Source organism: Dyadobacter sp. CECT 9275, assembly GCF_907164905.1.
GTDB classification, from domain to species: Bacteria; Bacteroidota; Bacteroidia; order Cytophagales; family Spirosomataceae; genus Dyadobacter; species Dyadobacter helix.
The window spans coordinates 311,178-328,410 of record NZ_CAJRAF010000001.1; the positions used below are offsets into that span (position 1 = coordinate 311,178).

13 protein-coding genes are annotated in these 17,233 nt (G+C 45.5%); 4 read left to right on the plus strand and 9 right to left on the minus strand.

Annotated features, from left to right (window positions below; genetic code table 11):
* Positions 1 to 242: 242 nt before the first annotated feature.
* Complete coding sequence (locus KOE27_RS01245) at positions 243 to 1,040, minus strand: lipoprotein signal peptidase (protein WP_215237059.1); 798 nt, start codon at positions 1,038 to 1,040, stop codon at positions 243 to 245.
* 51 nt (positions 1,041 to 1,091) lie between these two features.
* Positions 1,092 to 2,294 (minus strand): proline dehydrogenase family protein, encoded by a 1,203-nt coding sequence (locus tag KOE27_RS01250; protein ID WP_215237060.1) that lies wholly within the window; start codon positions 2,292 to 2,294, stop codon positions 1,092 to 1,094.
* A gap of 183 nt (positions 2,295 to 2,477) precedes the next feature.
* On the opposite strand from KOE27_RS01250, the gene KOE27_RS01255 reads away from it, so the two are divergent.
* Complete coding sequence (locus KOE27_RS01255; protein WP_215237061.1) at positions 2,478 to 3,572, plus strand: chorismate mutase; 1,095 nt, start codon at positions 2,478 to 2,480, stop codon at positions 3,570 to 3,572.
* 117 nt (positions 3,573 to 3,689) lie between these two features.
* Positions 3,690 to 5,537: a CocE/NonD family hydrolase gene (locus KOE27_RS01260; protein ID WP_215237062.1), complete on the plus strand. Its 1,848-nt coding sequence runs from the start codon at positions 3,690 to 3,692 to the stop codon at positions 5,535 to 5,537.
* Between the two features lie 60 nt (positions 5,538 to 5,597).
* Here the strand turns inward: KOE27_RS01260 and KOE27_RS01265 are convergent, their stop codons facing one another.
* Entirely contained in the window at positions 5,598 to 6,239 is a 642-nt protein-coding gene (locus KOE27_RS01265; RefSeq protein WP_215237063.1) for an SGNH/GDSL hydrolase family protein, read from the minus strand.
* A gap of 160 nt (positions 6,240 to 6,399) precedes the next feature.
* Here KOE27_RS01265 and KOE27_RS01270 point away from each other — a divergent pair, with 160 nt between their 5' ends.
* A complete protein-coding gene (locus KOE27_RS01270) occupies positions 6,400 to 8,499 on the plus strand; it encodes a S46 family peptidase (protein ID WP_229252580.1) in 2,100 nt (699 codons plus the stop codon).
* A gap of 73 nt (positions 8,500 to 8,572) precedes the next feature.
* Here KOE27_RS01270 and KOE27_RS01275 read toward each other — a convergent pair whose 3' ends face one another.
* On the minus strand, positions 8,573 to 9,307 hold the full coding sequence (locus KOE27_RS01275; RefSeq protein ID WP_215237064.1) for a LytR/AlgR family response regulator transcription factor: 735 nt from the start codon (positions 9,305 to 9,307) through the stop codon (positions 8,573 to 8,575).
* A complete protein-coding gene (locus KOE27_RS01280) occupies positions 9,304 to 10,377 on the minus strand; it encodes a sensor histidine kinase (protein WP_215237065.1) in 1,074 nt (357 codons plus the stop codon). The genes KOE27_RS01275 and KOE27_RS01280 overlap by 4 nt, the downstream gene beginning before the upstream one ends.
* 347 nt (positions 10,378 to 10,724) lie before the next feature.
* Between KOE27_RS01280 and KOE27_RS01285 the strand changes: the two genes are divergently transcribed.
* The gene (locus KOE27_RS01285) at positions 10,725 to 13,583 is read left to right on the plus strand and encodes a TonB-dependent receptor domain-containing protein (RefSeq protein WP_215237066.1); all 2,859 of its coding nucleotides are present in this window, start codon (positions 10,725 to 10,727) and stop codon (positions 13,581 to 13,583) included.
* Positions 13,584 to 13,659: 76 nt separating this feature from the next.
* Here KOE27_RS01285 and hemC read toward each other — a convergent pair whose 3' ends face one another.
* The 4 genes from hemC to KOE27_RS01305 all read right to left on the minus strand — a co-directional run bounded on the left by hemC (position 13,660) and on the right by KOE27_RS01305 (position 17,216).
* Positions 13,660 to 14,598 (minus strand): hydroxymethylbilane synthase, encoded by a 939-nt coding sequence (hemC, locus tag KOE27_RS01290; protein ID WP_215237067.1) that lies wholly within the window; start codon positions 14,596 to 14,598, stop codon positions 13,660 to 13,662.
* Between the two features lie 85 nt (positions 14,599 to 14,683).
* Positions 14,684 to 15,586 carry a 30S ribosomal protein S6--L-glutamate ligase gene (rimK, locus tag KOE27_RS01295; protein ID WP_215237068.1) on the minus strand — a complete coding sequence of 301 codons (903 nt, stop codon included), beginning with the start codon at positions 15,584 to 15,586 and terminating at the stop codon, positions 14,684 to 14,686.
* Positions 15,586 to 16,101, minus strand: a complete 516-nt coding sequence (locus KOE27_RS01300) for an ATP-dependent zinc protease family protein (RefSeq protein ID WP_215237069.1) — start codon at positions 16,099 to 16,101, stop codon at positions 15,586 to 15,588. Before KOE27_RS01300 ends, rimK begins: the two co-directional genes overlap by 1 nt.
* Positions 16,098 to 17,216 carry a DNA polymerase III subunit gene (locus KOE27_RS01305; RefSeq protein ID WP_215237070.1) on the minus strand — a complete coding sequence of 373 codons (1,119 nt, stop codon included), beginning with the start codon at positions 17,214 to 17,216 and terminating at the stop codon, positions 16,098 to 16,100. The genes KOE27_RS01300 and KOE27_RS01305 overlap by 4 nt, the downstream gene beginning before the upstream one ends.
* Positions 17,217 to 17,233: the final 17 nt, after the last annotated feature.

A 17,233-nucleotide genomic window follows, 5' to 3' on the forward strand; every position in this document is an offset into this window, starting at 1 on the left:
GCTTAGATGTTGCCAAGGAACATTTCCTGCTTTGAAGTTTACTTTGGCCTACCTTGGAAATTCGAAAATGCGTGAGAATTTAATGTAGGTAACCCTAAATTTGGGTTCTGTTTTTTTTCTCATCAGCAGACACAAATTGGAATAATTCAATTTGTGTCTGCTATTTTTTTATTTAACAGAAAGGTCGCCCTACTTTCACAAAGGCCCAGCGGTTTCAGGGAGCAGTGGGACAAGTTGGGCAGTTAGATGTTCTCCTTCTTATTCTCTTCCTCTTCTTCCGGATCGGGTAAAGAGGTAATGCTGTTTTCCGTCTTCGCTTCAATCTCTTCTGCAGGGTATGGCTCCGTTGTAACGTTCGTTATTTCAGACGTTGTTTCAGGATTTTCTGGTATAGCATCTTCACCAATAATCTCTTCGACGGTCTCGGTATCACTTTCTTGTTCGTCATGATGTGCAGACGATGCATGAAAGCTGCCCTGAAATATCAGAATACTGCACACACCAAGAAAAATGCAGGAGTCGGCAATGTTGAATATTGGTGTTGAATAGTACTGTCCTCCCCATATTGGTACCCAGTCGGGGACGAACCCCTCCCAGAAATCCACAAAAATCATGTCGATCACCTGCCCGTGAAACCAGGGCGTTGGTGAGCCATAAGGCGCATTGTCAAGAAACACACCGTAAAAGGTACTATCGATAACATTTCCGACGGCTCCCGCAAGGATCATGGAAAGTGCCCATAGCAGCCCTTTGGGAGCACCAGAGCGAGCCAGATAAACAAGGTACCACCCGATAGCCAGCATGGCAACCAAGCGGAACAGGGTCAGGAATAATTTACCGTATTCGTGGCCCAGCTGCATTCCAAAAGCCATCCCAGGATTAAGCACATAATGCAGCTTGAACCAGTTACCGATGAGGGGGATCTGACCGGAGAAACCGGGTTCCATATATTTATGTACCAAAAGCTTGGAGGCCTGGTCAACTGCTATCAGGAAAATACTGAAAAGGAGATAGGGGGCTGGATTTTTTTGTTGATTCATTCCGGTTTTGTACAAATAACTAAAATAGAGAATGCGAAAATAACAAGTTACTTATAAAGAACCGATTCCCCGTCTGTTCATTTCACTTTTAACGAGCAAAAACTCGCGGCTGCTTTGTCCGGCAATGGAAGAGTTTTCCTCGGCTCTCCTGATGAGGTAGGGAAGTACAGCGCCGATTGGCCCGTAGGGTACATATTTGGCCACGTTATAGCCAAGTGCCGCAAGATTGTAGGAAATATTGTCGCTCATTCCTAATAACTGAGCAAACCAGACCCGGTCATCGTTCTTTTCCAGGCCAACCTTTTTCATCTTGAGGGCACAGTATTGGCTGCTGTATTCGTTGTGGGTTCCCAGACAAATGGAAATATCCTGGATATGTTCCAGACAGAAATCAATGGCTGCATTGTAATCCTGATCGGTCGCTTCTTTTGAAACATGGATCGGGTTGAAATATTCACTTTCCCTTGCCCGCACGCGCTCCTTTTCCATGTAGGCGCCGCGTACCAGTTTGGCTCCTATCCTATATCCTTTTTGGCGCGCCTTCAGATAAGCACTTTTGAGGGCCTGAAGGGTGTCATTTCGGTAAAGCTGATACGTGTTGTAAACGATGGCTTTTTCCCTGTTGAACTGTTCCATCATTTCGTAAGTGAGCGAGTCAATAATCCCCTGTATCCAGCTTTCTTCAGCATCCACGAAAACAGGTACATTGTTTTTGAAACCCTGCCCGCAAAGCATAGCCATTCGTTGTTTTACACGCTGATACGCTTCTCTCTCGCTGTCTGATAATTCCTCTTCTTTCTGAATTTTTTCGAGCAGCTCAGTGGATGCAATGCCTGTTACTTTAAATACCGAAAAAGGGATACTGTCTGATATAGCGGCTGCATCGATGGTTTTCAGGATCTCACTGGCAGTTTTATCAAAACTTTTTTCGGAGTCCTCACCTTCCACAGAATAATCAAGGATAGTTCTTATGCCGGAGCGTGCGAGCGTGGAGACCGTCTGCTTACATTCGCTAATTGTCTCACCACCACAGAATTGTTCAAAAATGGTGCGTCGGATAAGATTTTTTATAGGTAAGTGAAGCTTTAGTGCAAGCTTTATAAAAAAAGTACCTAAATTTACCACTCGAGCCTGATTCATTAGGTTAAACAACCAGTAAGTTTTACGAAGCTGACTGTCTGATTTAGAGCTGAATGCGACAGATGTATCTTCGAAAAGTACAGGTATTTGGTCTTTTTGTGACGGGTACGCCATTTTATTTTTGTTTTCCTAAGTGAGTATCACGTGATTTTATTTGAATCAAGGGCGCAAAAGTAATACGCATTAAGAAGAAGATTGACTTTTATAATATCAAATGTACGTCAATCCCTTAAATGCACACAATATATATTCGAATAATTACAATTTTCTATATTTACTAAGGACAAATTTTTTGAAATGAATGCTTCTTTAGATATCCTTCCGCTAAGCAGTTGGATTAATACCGAAGGAAAACCTTTGGTGATTGCCGGGCCTTGCAGTGCAGAGACCGAGGAACAAATGTTAGAAACCGCAATCCAGATCAAACAGGAAGGATTTGCGCATGTAATCCGTGCTGGGGTTTGGAAACCAAGGACACGTCCGGGAAGCTTTGAGGGGATGGGAGAAGCTGCGTTACCATGGTTACAGCAGGTGAAAAAGGAAACAGGATTGCCTGTTGCTGTGGAAGTTGCAACGCCTCAACACATTGAACTCGCTTTAAAATACGACGTAGATATTCTATGGGTTGGTGCCCGTACAACAGTTAATCCGTTTAATGTTCAGGAATTGGCTGATGCTTTAAAAGGAATTGATGTACCCGTACTGGTTAAGAATCCGGTTAATCCCGATCTTCAGCTTTGGATAGGTGCGCTTGAGCGTTTGAACCAGGCGGGAGTGAAAAAACTCGGAGCTATTCACCGTGGTTTTTCCAATGCGCAGGAAACCAAATTCCGTAATTCCCCGATGTGGAACATTGCGATTGAGCTAAAAACGTTGTTCCCGCAGCTCCCTGTAATCGGAGATCCCAGCCACATGGCCGGAAAGCGTGCATATCTGTTCGAACTGGCACAGCGTGCACTTGATTTGAACTACGATGGTCTGATCATTGAATCGCACCGTGATCCGGATAAGGCGTGGTCCGATGCGGCACAGCAGTTAACACCTGCAGCGTTGAATCAGATGCTTGAGGAACTCCATGTTCGTAAAGAGTCCTACGGCAGCGATTACCAGTCTCAGCTGGAAATCGTTCGTGGAAAAATAGATAACCTGGATCGTGAAATGCTGGAAACACTGGCTGCCCGTATGTCCCTCGTTGAAAAGCTGGCTGAATATAAGCGCGACAACAATGTAGCGGCTTATCAGGTGGATCGTTTCCGTGAGGTACTGGAAACCCGTGCAGCCTGGGGAAAAAGCATGAACCTGTATCCGAATCTGGTGGATGAGTTGTTTAAACTGGTTCACATGGAATCGATCCGTAAGCAAACAGAAGTGATGAACCAGGTGAACGCCTGATCATTTGTTCCTTAGATATTAAAATGGCCGTCTTCAGTAAGAAGCGGCTATTTTTTTAGTCCGTATCCGTAAAAAACGTACCTTATATTGTCATACACTTTGTAAACCAGGAACGCGATGATCAGATTAATAATTTGCTTCTTAACCATATATTCGGCGATGGCCCAAACGCCGGGTAATAATTTTGTAAAGGACAATTATACAAAGTTTGAATATCAGATACCGATGCGTGACGGTGTGAAACTGTTTACTGCCGTGTACGTCCCCAAAGATGCTGCTCCGGAGCGGAAGTATCCGTTTATCATGCAGCGTACACCCTATTCCTGCCGTCCCTATGGTGCGGGTAACTATCCTCAAAGGCTTGGACCCTCGTCGTTTATAATGCAGGACAAATTCATTGTCGTTTATCAGGATGTTCGCGGACGCTGGATGAGTGAAGGTACCTTTACCGAAATGACGCCTCAAAAGGAAAATAAGGGCCCCAGCGATACGGACGAGAGTACAGACACCTATGATACCATTGACTGGCTGCTTAAAAATGTAGCCAACAACAACGGCAAGGTTGGGCAGTGGGGGATCTCTTATCCGGGTTTTTATGCCAGTGCAGGTGCATTGTCGGGTCACCCGGCTTTGGTGGCTTCTTCACCCCAGGCACCGATTGCGGATCTCTGGCGCGACGACAGCTATCATAACGGGCTGTTTATGTTACCACATAATTTTAACTTTTACCCCTTTTTTACCAACCGGACCGACGGCCAACCTACCTCTGTTCCTTCGTCCAAAGCGTTTAATTTCGGTACGGAAGATGGGTATGACTTTTTTTTGAAACTCGGCCCATTGAAAAATACCCAGAAACCTCAATGGTATGGAGGGAAAGATCCATACTGGAACGGCAACCTGGCGCATCCCAATTATGATGATTTCTGGAAAGACCGTAATATCTTGCCGCATCTGAAAGGCATCAGGCACGCTGTGATGACCGTTGGCGGATGGTATGACGCAGAGGATCTTCATGGTATTTATAAGACATATGAGGCCATAGAGAAACAAAATCCGGGTATATTCAACATCCTTGTGGCAGGGCCCTGGACCCACGGAGGCTGGAATGGCGGAGGGGAGTCTCTTGGAAATATTAATTTCGGAGCAAAAACGGGGGCATATTATCAGGAAAATACTGAGCTTAGGTTTTTCAGGTACTTTCTGAAGGGAGAGGGAGATGCTAATTTTCCAGAAGCTCAGATGTTTGAAACGGGTACCAATCAATGGAAGAGCTACGATACCTGGCCGCCGGCATCTGCTGTGAAAAAGAATTTATTTCTTGTTCCGGGCGGGGACCTTATGGTTGATAAAGAACCTAATACTACTTCTTCCGACAGTTATGTATCCGATCCTAAGAAGCCTGTGCCCTTCACTCAAACTATTTCTATTGGCATGAATGCGGATTATATGGTGGAAGATCAGCGATTTGCCGCCCGCCGCCCCGACGTGCTTACTTACGAAGGAGAGGTACTGGACACGAATGTGACAATTGCAGGAAATATAAAGGTGAGCCTGAAGGTTTCCACCACAGGAACCGATGCAGATTTCATGGTTAAATTGATTGATATATATCCTAATGATGCGAAAAATGATACGGGTACGGCAAAGGGAACCAAAATGAGCAATTTTTACCAGTTGGTCCGCCATGATGGAATACGGGGTAAATTCCGGAAAGACAGAAGCAAACCGGTTCCTTTCGTATCTGGCAAGGTGGAAGAGGTGGCTTTTGAGTTGATGGATGTACTGCATACTTTTCAGAAAGGGCATAAAATAGCAGTGCAGGTGCAAAGCACCATGTTCCCGCTTTTTGATATCAACCCTCAGAAATTTGTTCCTAATATCAATGAAGCCAGTGAAAAAGATTTTCAGAAAGCTACCATCAGGGTTCATGGTGGAAGTAAGCTTTCTGTGAATGTACTGGAGTAGTTTCTTTACCAGGGCGTACAGGTCAGCCGAATGGCAATGCTACGTAGTGAAAGAGGACGATCAGATTTTCTTTTCTTTGAGTACCTGCCTGATTTCTTTCGCCCATATCTCGTACGCTTTTTCGTTCAGGTGGGTTTTGTCCTTTGCAAATTCTGATTTTAAACCTGTGGTATCTGAGATATATCGGTTAAGATCAATGTAGCGGATATGGTTAAGCTTACAGTATTGAATCAAAAAGTCATTCAGTGATTTTATTTCGGACATACTCACCGGATCATTCTGCTCATAAACGGTGAGCGTTACCACCGGCGTAATTTTGTTTTTTACCAGCGTGTCCAGAATAGCCTGATAATTGGCCCGGATTTTTTCCTGTGCTACCCCGTAAGTGATGTCGTTGATTCCCCCCATTACAAAACATATCTCAGGATGGCGCTCAATAACATGTGATTTCAGAAGCTGGCGAAAATGGTAAGTGCACTGTCCCGGAAGGCCGCTGTTCAGTACGTCAGTTCGTTCGAGCAGTTCCACCCATTTGCCTTGGGCGGTAATGGAGTTTCCGTACATCAAAATCCGGTAGTCGCCTTTAATGGTCACATACCTTTGCAGGAGCTTATCCCGGTAAACAAAGGCCGTGGTCAGAAAGCCGCTCAGGAATATCAGATTCGCAAAGAGCGAGAGGTATAGCAGTTTTTTTATTTTCATGGGATGAGTTCGTCTTTTTTGCTAAAATAATAATTATAGGTTTTTACGGTTATTCTGCATAACAAAGTACCAAATGGGACAAAATTTGCTGTCCTGATAAATTATTACCTAATCTTGTTAGATTTGTTTAAAAATGTAACCTTACATCTAGCAGATATTTATGCATTTATACAAAGAAAAACTTGCCGGATGGAGTCTGGTTAGTATGCTGACGATAGGCAGCATGGCCGTTCAGGCACAGGATATCAAATTGGATTCTGTTAAAGCGGGGGAATTTGATATGGGTAAAATGTGGACTTTTGACACCCCTCCGGTTGAATACTTCCAAAAGACTTACAATTTTACGCCGGATGAAAAGTGGTTTGAGAAAGCCAGGTTATCCGCTCTCCGGTTTGCTACGTATTGTTCGGCCTCTTTTGTGTCTGCGGATGGGCTGGTCATGACCAACCACCATTGCGCGAGAGAGTCGGGGGTGGAAGTTCAGAAAAAAGGAGAAGACATCATGGCGAACGGCTTTTATGCCGAAAAGTTGTCGGATGAGCGGAAAGTACCCGGTCTGTTCGTAGATCAGCTTGTAAAGATCGAGGATATCACAGAAAGGATACAAAAGATAGAAGAGCAGGGTGAATCCAATGCAGAGCGCATAAAATTGCGGGAGCAGGCTTTTGAAAACATCAAAAAGGAATACGGAGAGAAGGAAGGCTGGAAAGGCCTTGAAATACAGACGGTAAGTTTTTATAGCGGAGGAAGATATTCACTGTATGGTTTCAAAAGGTACAATGATGTGAGGCTTGTGTTTATGCCAGAACTTCAGATGGGTTTCTTTGGAGGTGATGCCGATAATTTTACGTACCCGCGCTATAACCTGGATTGCTCATTTTTCAGGGTTTATGACGACGCCGGTAAACCGCTCAGAACCTCAAATTATTACAAATTCAACCCTGATGGCGTAAAAGACGGTGAGGCTGTATTTGTGGTGGGAAATCCTGGAAGTACGGGCAGGTTACGTACCGTGGACGAACTGGAGCTGGATCGTGACAAAGTTATTCCGTTTACACTGCAATTGCTGCGCAATCGGTCGCTGGCCCTGCAGGAATACAACAAAACAATAAAAAGTGACAGTATCGCAAATGAAGTATTTAGTTTTGAGAATGGCTACAAGGCCTATAAAGGCAGGCTTGACGGGATGAACAATCCGGTTTTGATGGCCCGTAAAAAGGATTTTGAACGCAGCTTCAAAAAGGCTGTCAGGGATAATCCTAAGCTGACCGCTAACTATGGATTGTGGGACGCCATTGCTGAAAACGTGGGTAAGCTCAGAGCGGTGCGTGACGATATCAGCATTATGCAGCCTAATCCGCTTATAAGAGGTGAGTTGCTTACTTTTGCACAGCAATTGGCCGACTTCGCATCTCTTGCCAGAACCGATCCCGAAAGAGCTAATACGCTGAAAGGTACGCTAAAAGCATTTAAGCCAAAATCAATGGAACTGGAAGAGGGATACCTGGCAGCACATCTTTCAGAAGCACTGGTCACACTGGGCTCAGGAGATGCTTATGTAAAAACGGCGTTGGCGGGAAAACCACCGAAAGAAGCTGCGTCTCTTTTGCTGAGAAACTCTAAAATTACGGACGAGGCTTTTGTGACCTCCCTGATGGATGGAGGTGAAAATGCAATCACAGCTTCAACAGATCCGTTGATCGCGCTTGCCAGGATATCCCAGCCGCGTTTCCTGCTGGCCTCAGCAGTAGCCAGAGACGTGAATGCCAAGCTGACTGTAGACCGGGGTAAGCTGGGAAGGCTGTTGTACGATGTATATGGTACTAACATTCCGCCGGATGCGACTTTCTCCTTACGTATCAGTGACGGTTTGGTGAAATCCTACAATTACAACGGAACCACAGCGCCGGTTAAAACTACCTATGCCGGTATGTACGATCGTTTTTATTCATACAATAAGGAATTTCCATGGTCCTTACCTCAGCGCTGGCAGAACCCTTCGCCGGAACTCATGAAAGCGCCGATCAATTTCATTTCAACCAATGATATTATCGGGGGAAATTCAGGGTCGCCGATGATCAATAAAAATCTGGAGGCCGTGGGGCTGATATTTGATGGAAACATGGAAAGCCTTCCTGGTTATTTCATTTTTGCTCCGGACGCCGGAAACCGCACGGTTTCCGTTCATGCAGGAGGAATGCTGGCTTCCATGAAGTATATCTACAAAGCCAAAAGGCTGGTGGAGGAACTGAGTAAGTAAGACTAAAAATTCCGCTATCGTTTATGCTGCTTTTCAAAAAGACAGGATACGTTAGCGGAATTTTTGTTTTTTCTCACATCCACTTACTGAGAAACTGGTTGAAGTTTTCCTTATACTGATCGCTCACCGGAATGGCATTGGGCCCGATCTGGATACTGTTTTTTGTCACAGCTCCGATCTGGTCAAGGTTTACAATGAAAGAACGATGTACGCGCATGAACCGGGCAGAGGGCAGCTTTTCTTCAAGTGCCTTAAGGCTGGTGAGTGACAGTATCGGTTTAGGGTCCGATTTGAGGTGTATCTTCACATAATCCTTAAGTCCCTCAATATACAGAATATCGTCATATGCGATCCGGACCATCTGGTATTCGACTTTCAGGAACAGGTATTCATCTTTCTGGTCGGGTACCGCTGCCGTAGAGGCTTTGATAAGCAGTTCTTTATAAGCTTTCCCTTTGGAGGCAGCACGCAGAAACTCTTCATAATTAAAAGGTTTCAGCAGATAGTCAATGGCATCGACCCGGTAACCGTCCAGCGCAAACTGGTTGAAGGCGGTAGTGAAAATGACACGAGGGCCTTGTCCACCAGTTTTTTCAATCACTCTTGCCAGCTCAATACCTGTGAGATCCGGCATTTGGATATCAAGAAATATCAGGTCAATTTCAGCCTGATGAATGGTTTCAAGAGCCGCCACAGCACTTGAAAATTTCCCGGTTAATTCCAGAAAGGGTGTTTTTTCAATGAAGGAGCACACCAGGCCCAAAGCCAGGGGCTCGTCATCAACGGCAATACATTTTAATGGACTCATGCAGTTTCAAGTTCAAGGTGCACTTCGAACTCTTTTTCTTCCTTATTCTCGTTTACTTCAAGCTGGTATTTGCCCGGATAGAGCAGATCTAGTCTGCGCTGCGTGTTCACCAGCCCTATTCCATTGCTTTCATCCAGGACGGTTCGTTTTTCGCCAAACAGTGTATTTTTTACATCCACCAAAATTTTATGCCGGTCCTGTGAAATTCGGATTTCGATGTAGCTCGGCTCAACTGCGCTCACACCATGTTTAAACGCATTTTCTATAAAAGGCAAAAAAAGCATTGGCGCAATGGCAACATCATGCAGGGGTACCGGAGGTTCCAGAACTACCCTGACTTTATCAGTCAGCCTCAGTTGCATCAGTTGTATATAATCCTGGGCAAAGGCAATTTCCCGACTGAGTAATACCGTTTCATGCTGGGTTTCATAAAGCACGTAACGCATCAGGCGGGATAGTTTATGCAATGCCTGTTGTGCAGCTTCAACGTCTATAACCGTGAGCGCATAGATGTTATTAAGCGTATTGAAGAAAAAATGCGGATTGATCTGCGCTTTGAGAAAACTGAGTTCCGAATTGATTTTTTGCTGCTCCAGATCCTGTCTGAATTCACGGTCGCGCTGTGCGTTTCTCACCGCCGCCACACTTGTGCTGACACCTATGACAATCAGTGCAATTAACAAAGCAAAATAGTCCAATCTTTCCTTTGGTCTGGTTGAACCCGCCGCAGCCCTGGCTGTTCGGAAGGCCTTGTCCATAAATTCGCCGTGGTTGATGGATACTTTTAACTGCTCTATGATGATGGCCAGCATCACGACAGAAAATACGTTCAGCAGAATGAAGTACAGAAATTTGTTATGGGAAAGAAATTTGGGAAACCAATAATAATAATTCAAGTAAAAAATGGTGATGAGCAGCATGAACAGTACTCCCTGCTTAATCCAGAAGGTATGCGGCAGCTGAATTTGCCAGCTTACCGGTTGCCACATCAGAAATAGGGCAAGAAAGCTCCATCCCAGAAAATGAAGGAACAGGGGAGGATATTTGCGCGATGTGCCGGAAGTATTCATAATACTTAATTTATTGCTGGGTTTAAACCTTACAATTCGGATACAATCATAAGGGGAAAAAATCAAACTCGCTATTTCAATCGATCAAAGTATTGCAAATACCGACTGATTGGCATTTCCTGTCTATCGAAATCTTGGTGAACGGGCCTGCATAAACACTGAGGTATAAGCTATGTCAGCTGACATTCCGCCTGTTCCGGGAAGAAAGAGATCCGGAGGGTCATCCAACTCGTCGTGGAAAACACCGGTTTAATCGGTAGATATCCCCTGTCGGTCTATTGCCTGGAAATATCAGAAAAATAGCTCCTTAATTTGAAATTGTGTTTACTATCAATAGTTTTTTATCCATGAAATTGAAACAATTTACCTCCTTGCTTTTTTTACTGTTTATCATGAGTCCGGCATTTGCCCAGTTTCCCGGCGGAGGAGGTGGTGGAGGTAACCGGGGAGGTGGAGACTTCCAGCGTGGAGGTGTGAGGCAACGGCAGACGGCTATCCCAGGAACGGCCGAAGACAATACCCCAAAAGGCAACGGTAAGATCAAAGGCATACTCGTGGATTCAACCAGTAATAAGCCTGTTGAGTTTGCGGCACTTTCACTGATAGATATTAAAACCAACCAGCCGATCGACGGTACAACAACCGATGAAAAGGGAGAATTTGTGATGAACAAAGTTGCCAGCGGCGATTTCAAGATACTTATTTCATTTATCGGATATAAAAACAAAACCATCAGCAATATTAAAATTGACCGGCGGACGGAGCTGGATCTTGGTACTGTAAAACTGGCCGGTGATGTGGTTCAGCTGAACGAGGTTGAGGTAGTGGGGATGGCGCAGCTGGTGGAAGAAAAAGTGGACCGCCTGGTGTACAATGCAGAAAAGGATATTACCAGCAAGGGTGGGGATGCCTCGGACGTGATGAAAAAGGTACCTATGCTGACGGTTGATCTGGACGGGAATGTGTCATTGCGCGGGAGCTCCAATGTTCGGGTTCTGATCAATAATAAACCATCCACCATCATTGCCACCAGTGTCGCTGATGCACTTAAGCAAATTCCTGCGGACATGATTAAGTCTGTGGAAGTGATCACTTCCCCATCCGCACGTTACGATGCAGAAGGTTCTGCGGGGATCATTAATATCATTACCAAAAAAAGTACGATTCAGGGAGGAACACTCAACCTGGATACGGGTATTGGTAACCGTGGTTCCAACCTGGGTCTGCGAGGGAATTATCGTTCAGGAAAAATGGGCTTCAGTTTGGGAGGGTTCGGCCGTTTCAATTACAACATGCCAGGGAAAAGTGAAAATTTGCAGGTAGGGAAAACGCAGGATTTTTCGGTAAGCCAATCCAGCAAATCGGATAACAGAATGTCATTCGGATCCTATAATCTGGGGTGGGACTATGAGGTCGATTCCAAAACCTCTCTGTCGGCCAATGTAAGATATGGCATGCGGAACATGCGGAATTCTCAGGAACTTACAACTTACAATACCAAGGCAAATGCCACAACTTCGGGTTACCGCGATGTGGACGTGAAGGACTTGTCCGGGACGTGGGATGTAAATGTGGACTACCTCAAAACTTTGGGCAAACCACAGCAGGAGTTAAGTATTTCCACACAGTTTAGCCGGAACAACCGTACCAACGATTATGATGCGGATGTATATTCCCTCAGTAATGCGGCGCTGAAGGAGTTGATCGGGACGGATTTTAATAATAACAAAAGTAATAACCAGGAAAGTACGGTTCAGTTGGATTACCAAACGCCGATCAAGGATAATCAATTGCTTGAAATGGGAGGAAAAGGAATTTTCCGTCAGGTGCAAAGCGACTACGAGTATGGAGGTTTAAACACCCGGCCTTCCAGCAGCCTGAGCTATGATCAGAACGTTGCAGCGGGTTATCTGTCGTATACCCTGACGACAAAAAGCAGATTCTCTCTCAAAGTGGGCTCCCGTTACGAATATACCAGTATCAATGCGAAACAGGGGGAGTCCGGCAAACTGGATATTCCGTCATACAGTAACCTGGTGCCGAGCGTGAATATTTCTCAAACCTTCGGCAAAGGGCAGACTATTAAACTGGGTTACAACCGTCGTTTGCAACGTCCGGGTATACAGTTCCTTAATCCAAACGTAAACTCGGCCAACCCGCAGAGTATTACGCAGGGCAACCCGGAACTTGATCCAGAGCTGACAGACCAGATTGAGCTTGGGACAAGCTTTTATAAGAACACGGTTTATGTCAATGTCTCGACATTTGCCCGTTTTACCAACAATTCCATTGAAAGCATCCGGACAACAAGTTCTGAGGGCGTTATTACTACTACCTATGGAAATATCGGGCAAAAGAGAAATTATGGTGTAAACATCTTTGGTAACATCACGCTGTTCAAAAGATGGCAGTTGGGCGGCGGGTTTGACAGTTACTATGTTGACCTCACCAATAACAGCTCTGACCCTACTTTACATGCTCAAAACAATGGATTCGTGCTCAGCGGGCGGATCAGAACGGGTCTTACACTGAAAAAGGGATGGGGATTACAGGCAGGTGGATTCATGAGAGGAAGAGATGTGCAGCTTCAGGGGTTTCAGGCCGGTTTTCGTATGTATGACCTGGGAATCAAGAAAGATTTTACGAACAAACGCGGAAGTATCGGATTTGGTATGGAGAATTTTCTCGCCCCTACTTTCAAGCAAAAAAACAGTCTGATAACCAGTGCATTTACGCAAAACAGTACCAACTTCTTGTACAACAGAGGGTTCAGGGTTAATTTCTCTTACCGCTTTGGTAAAATGAATTTTGTGGAACAGAAGACCCGCAGGAGAAAATCTGTGAATAACGACGACCAGAAAAGTGATGGCGGTGGCGATATGGGCGGTGGTGGCCAGTCGGGAGGAGCTCCTGTGATTACACCCGCCGCAACCGGCAGAACAAGAGGAGCTACCACTCCGGGAGCCACCACACCGGCTGGCGCCGGTGTGCAGGGACGCCCAGGGGGCATGCCGGCCAGAAGAGACTCGGTTTCCGGTAATAGCCTTAACAGGGCGAGGCCGACGAGACCTGACTCTACAGCAAGGCCGGACAGTTTAAATTTGAACAATGGAAAACCGGATTCAACTGCTGCGCCGGTAAAACCGGATTCTACGACTGTTCCTGCTAAAGAAACTTTGCCGGCAACTGAGCCGAAGCAAAAATGATTGAAAAATTTTGGGTTCTGTATATGTAAAAAACCTCTCCGCTTGGAGAGGTTTTTTATTTGCGGGCAAACCAGTATTAGGGCTGATCTGTCTGCTGGTTCGAACGGATTTCTTTCAATATCCTTTCACCACCAGCCTGCAGTAATTCGTCGGCAAGAGAAATGCCCAGTTCTTGGGGAAAAGCAGCTGATCCGGTTTCCGTTTTTCGGATTAATTCGGCACCGTCCAGGCTGACAATCCCTCCGGAAATACTGACCGAATCTTCGTGCAATGTTGCCAAAGCAAAAACCGGTATGCTGCAGCCACCTTGTAGCCTTTTTAGAAAGGCTCTTTCTGTGAGCAGGCAGGTTTCCGTAGGAGTATGGTTTAGCAGCTCCTTCAGAACAGACTTCTTTTCAGCGGACAAAGACACGGCACATTCAATTGCGACAGACCCCTGGCCAACAGCGGGCGTAAATTCGTCCAGCAGCAGATGCTCCGCAATTTTATCATCATATTCCATCCTGTGTACCCCTGCGTAGGCTAAAAGTAAGGCGTCGCATTGCCCTTCTTCCAGTTTCCTAAGCCGGGTCTGAAGATTGCCGCGCATATCCACAGTTTTGATATGGGGATAAAAATGTTTCAGGATAGCAACCCTCCGGGTGGATGAGGTACCTACCGTAAATGATTCTCCGCTCTTTAATGAAAGGGTTGTATCATGGCTCACCAGTACATCGTTGGCATGCTCGCGCTGAGTAAAAGCTACAATCTCAAAATCATCATCGAGTTGAGACTGGAGGTCCTTGGCACTATGGACAGCAATGTCAATAACACCGCTGCGCAGCTGATCTTCCAGTTCTTCTGTAAAAACACCCTTGCTCCCTATTTTTGATAATGCTCTGTCCAGAATTTTGTCTCCTTTGGTTTCTATCAGTATGATTTCGGTTTCAATACCACCTTTCTGTAAAAGATCCTCTACATAATAGGCTTGCCAGAGCGCCAGTTTGCTCCCACGTGTTCCGATTTTTATTTTCATGATATTAATCTGTTGGGCCAATTGGTTTTTACTATTGGCTTTTATCTTTTGCGTATTTCAGGTTATGAATTGCTCCGTATTTGTTTTAAACCCCCACGGTGTCTCCTTCATCGGTTACGATTTTATCCTCGATATAGGAAACAATCAGCGAGGCAATATCTATGCCGCTCACTTCTTCAATACCTCTGAGGCCAGGAGATGAATTGACCTCCATGACCAGCGGTCCTCTTCCGGACTGAAGCAGATCCACTCCGGCAATTCTTACCCCTAATGCCTTTGCAGCGGCTATGGCAGCGTGTTCTTCTTCGGGAGAAAGTTCAATGGCAAAGCCTTCCCCTCCCCGGTGCAGATTGGATCTGAAATCTCCCTCCAGTCCCTGGCGTTTCATGGCTGCTACAACCTTATTGCCAATCACAAATGCCCTGATATCCGCTCCTTTTGATTCCGCTATAAATTCCTGAATCAAAAAATTCGCCTTTAATCCGTAAAATGCTTCAATAGTGGATTTAGCCGCTTTGGTACTTTCCGCGAGTACTACGCCAACGCCCTGAGTACCTTCCAGTAATTTTATGATCACCGGTGGACCGCCTACCATTTGGATCAGCTCGTTCACCTGGGAGGGGTTTTTCGCGAATACCGTTTTAGGTATATCCACACCCGACTTTGCCAGTACCTGCATGCTGCGCAGCTTGTCGCGGGATCGCAGGATGGCCTGGGATTTTACAGTCGTAAAAACCTTCATGAGCTCAAACTGCCTTACCACCGCACAGCCAAATGCATTAACGGAGGTACCTATGCGCGGAATGATAGCATCCAGGCCTTTGATTTGTTTTCCTTTGTAAAGGATATTCGGCTTTCCGCCTTCGATCATGACAAAACATTTGACATGATCGATCACCACCGCCTGATGACCCCTTTGTTTGATTGCCTCCACCAGCCTTCTTGTTGAATAAAGATCCGGGTTGGTAGATAATACGGCGATTTTCATTATTCTGTTAATTTAAGAGCGTGCGGCTGATGATCGCCGGAATGGTTTTGATGTGCGGAACGTTCAGGCCTGTTTTTACCGGCATCCCGTTTGGCGGAAAGATCTTTTTGGGAAACATCAATGATAAAACGGCCTTTCAGGAGTTTTCGCCCGAGCAGTACCGGATAACTCATTTTTTTTCGGTTAGCCAGAGAAAATTCCGTACGGATCTTTCTCCCGAATAGCCGGATGTACGTTTTAATCACATATCTCTTTTCTTCTTTGCCTGAAGAGTTTCTGACTATGGTTTCTTTAAAGTCACTTACAGAAAAGGATTGTTCGGGAGCTCCTTTTTTTGCATCAAGAAAAAAACGCAGATAAGTATGTTCTCCTTCTTTTACGAGCCTCACTTTGGCACAATGAATGGAGGAGGTGGTGGCTCCTGAATCAATCCGCACCGGAACATTGTACCAGCCCAGGTCCGGGAAATCCGCAAGGTCAGTTGCGCCAATAAGCTCGGGTTGGGAGACTTTCATCTGGTTTTGAAATAAGGCGCTACAGTAAGTGACAGATCCAGAAATACCATTTTGGCACGAACGTTTCTTTCAATGTGATAGTATGCTGTGTTCACTTCATTCACCATTTTTTCGAGTGCATCGAAGGTTACTGCTCGGGAGAAATTTTTTACGAATGTAAGTTCTTCCGGTGGTACGCGCAACAACTCTCCTGCACCTTGTCCCCAAACCAGCATATCTCTGAAAAGGCGCAGGGCATATTCTAACAAACCTTTTTGCTTTTCCTTGTTCATGACATCGAAGTTGTCTGCCAGCTTAACCAGATACGTAAGGTCAGACTTATAACATGCACGCATCCACTCAGCAAACCAAGCCGACCGGTCGTCCTCTTCTTCATGAACCAGTTTTAATGCTTCCGATAAATTTCCGTCACAAAGGTATGTGATCTGCGAGGATAAGCTTTCATTTATTCCCTTGCTTTGCAGGTATGATCTGACTTCTTCATCCGAAAATGAAGGAACGGTTATCCGCTGCGTCCGTGAAATGATAGTGGTCAGAAGCCTGTCGGCCTGATCGCTTACCAGTATGAAAATTGTTTTGTAAGGAGGTTCTTCCAGAATCTTGAGCAACGCATTGGACGAGGAAGCGTTCAGGATGTCGGCTTTCCAGATCAGCAGGATCTTGTATTCCCCTTCATAAGATTTCGTGGAGAGTTTCCTCAAAACACCTCTGGCTTCTTCTACAGAAATGTTCCCCTGCTTGTTTTCTGCACTGATATAATCGAGCCATTCGGGTAAAATACGGTAGGGGCTTTCGGTAATAAAACTTCTCCACAGCCCCAGAAAAGCCTCGCTGATATTCCCGTTTACTTTTTTGGAGGTAGCAATCGGGAAAATGAAGTGAAAGTCAGGGTGTACAAGTTTTGCCATTTTTATGCAGGACGCGCAGGTTCCGCAGGCATCTTGCTCAGTACGGTTCTCACAGTTGATATAGGTTGAAAACGCAAGTGCCATGGCCAGGCCGCCGCCGCCCGCTGCACAGTCGAAAAGCTGTGCATGCGCAAGGTGGCTCGTCTGCACGGATCGTATGAGCGTTGCCTTGATATTATCCAGTCCGGGAATTTCTTTAAATAGCACTTGTCTCTAGTTTAAAC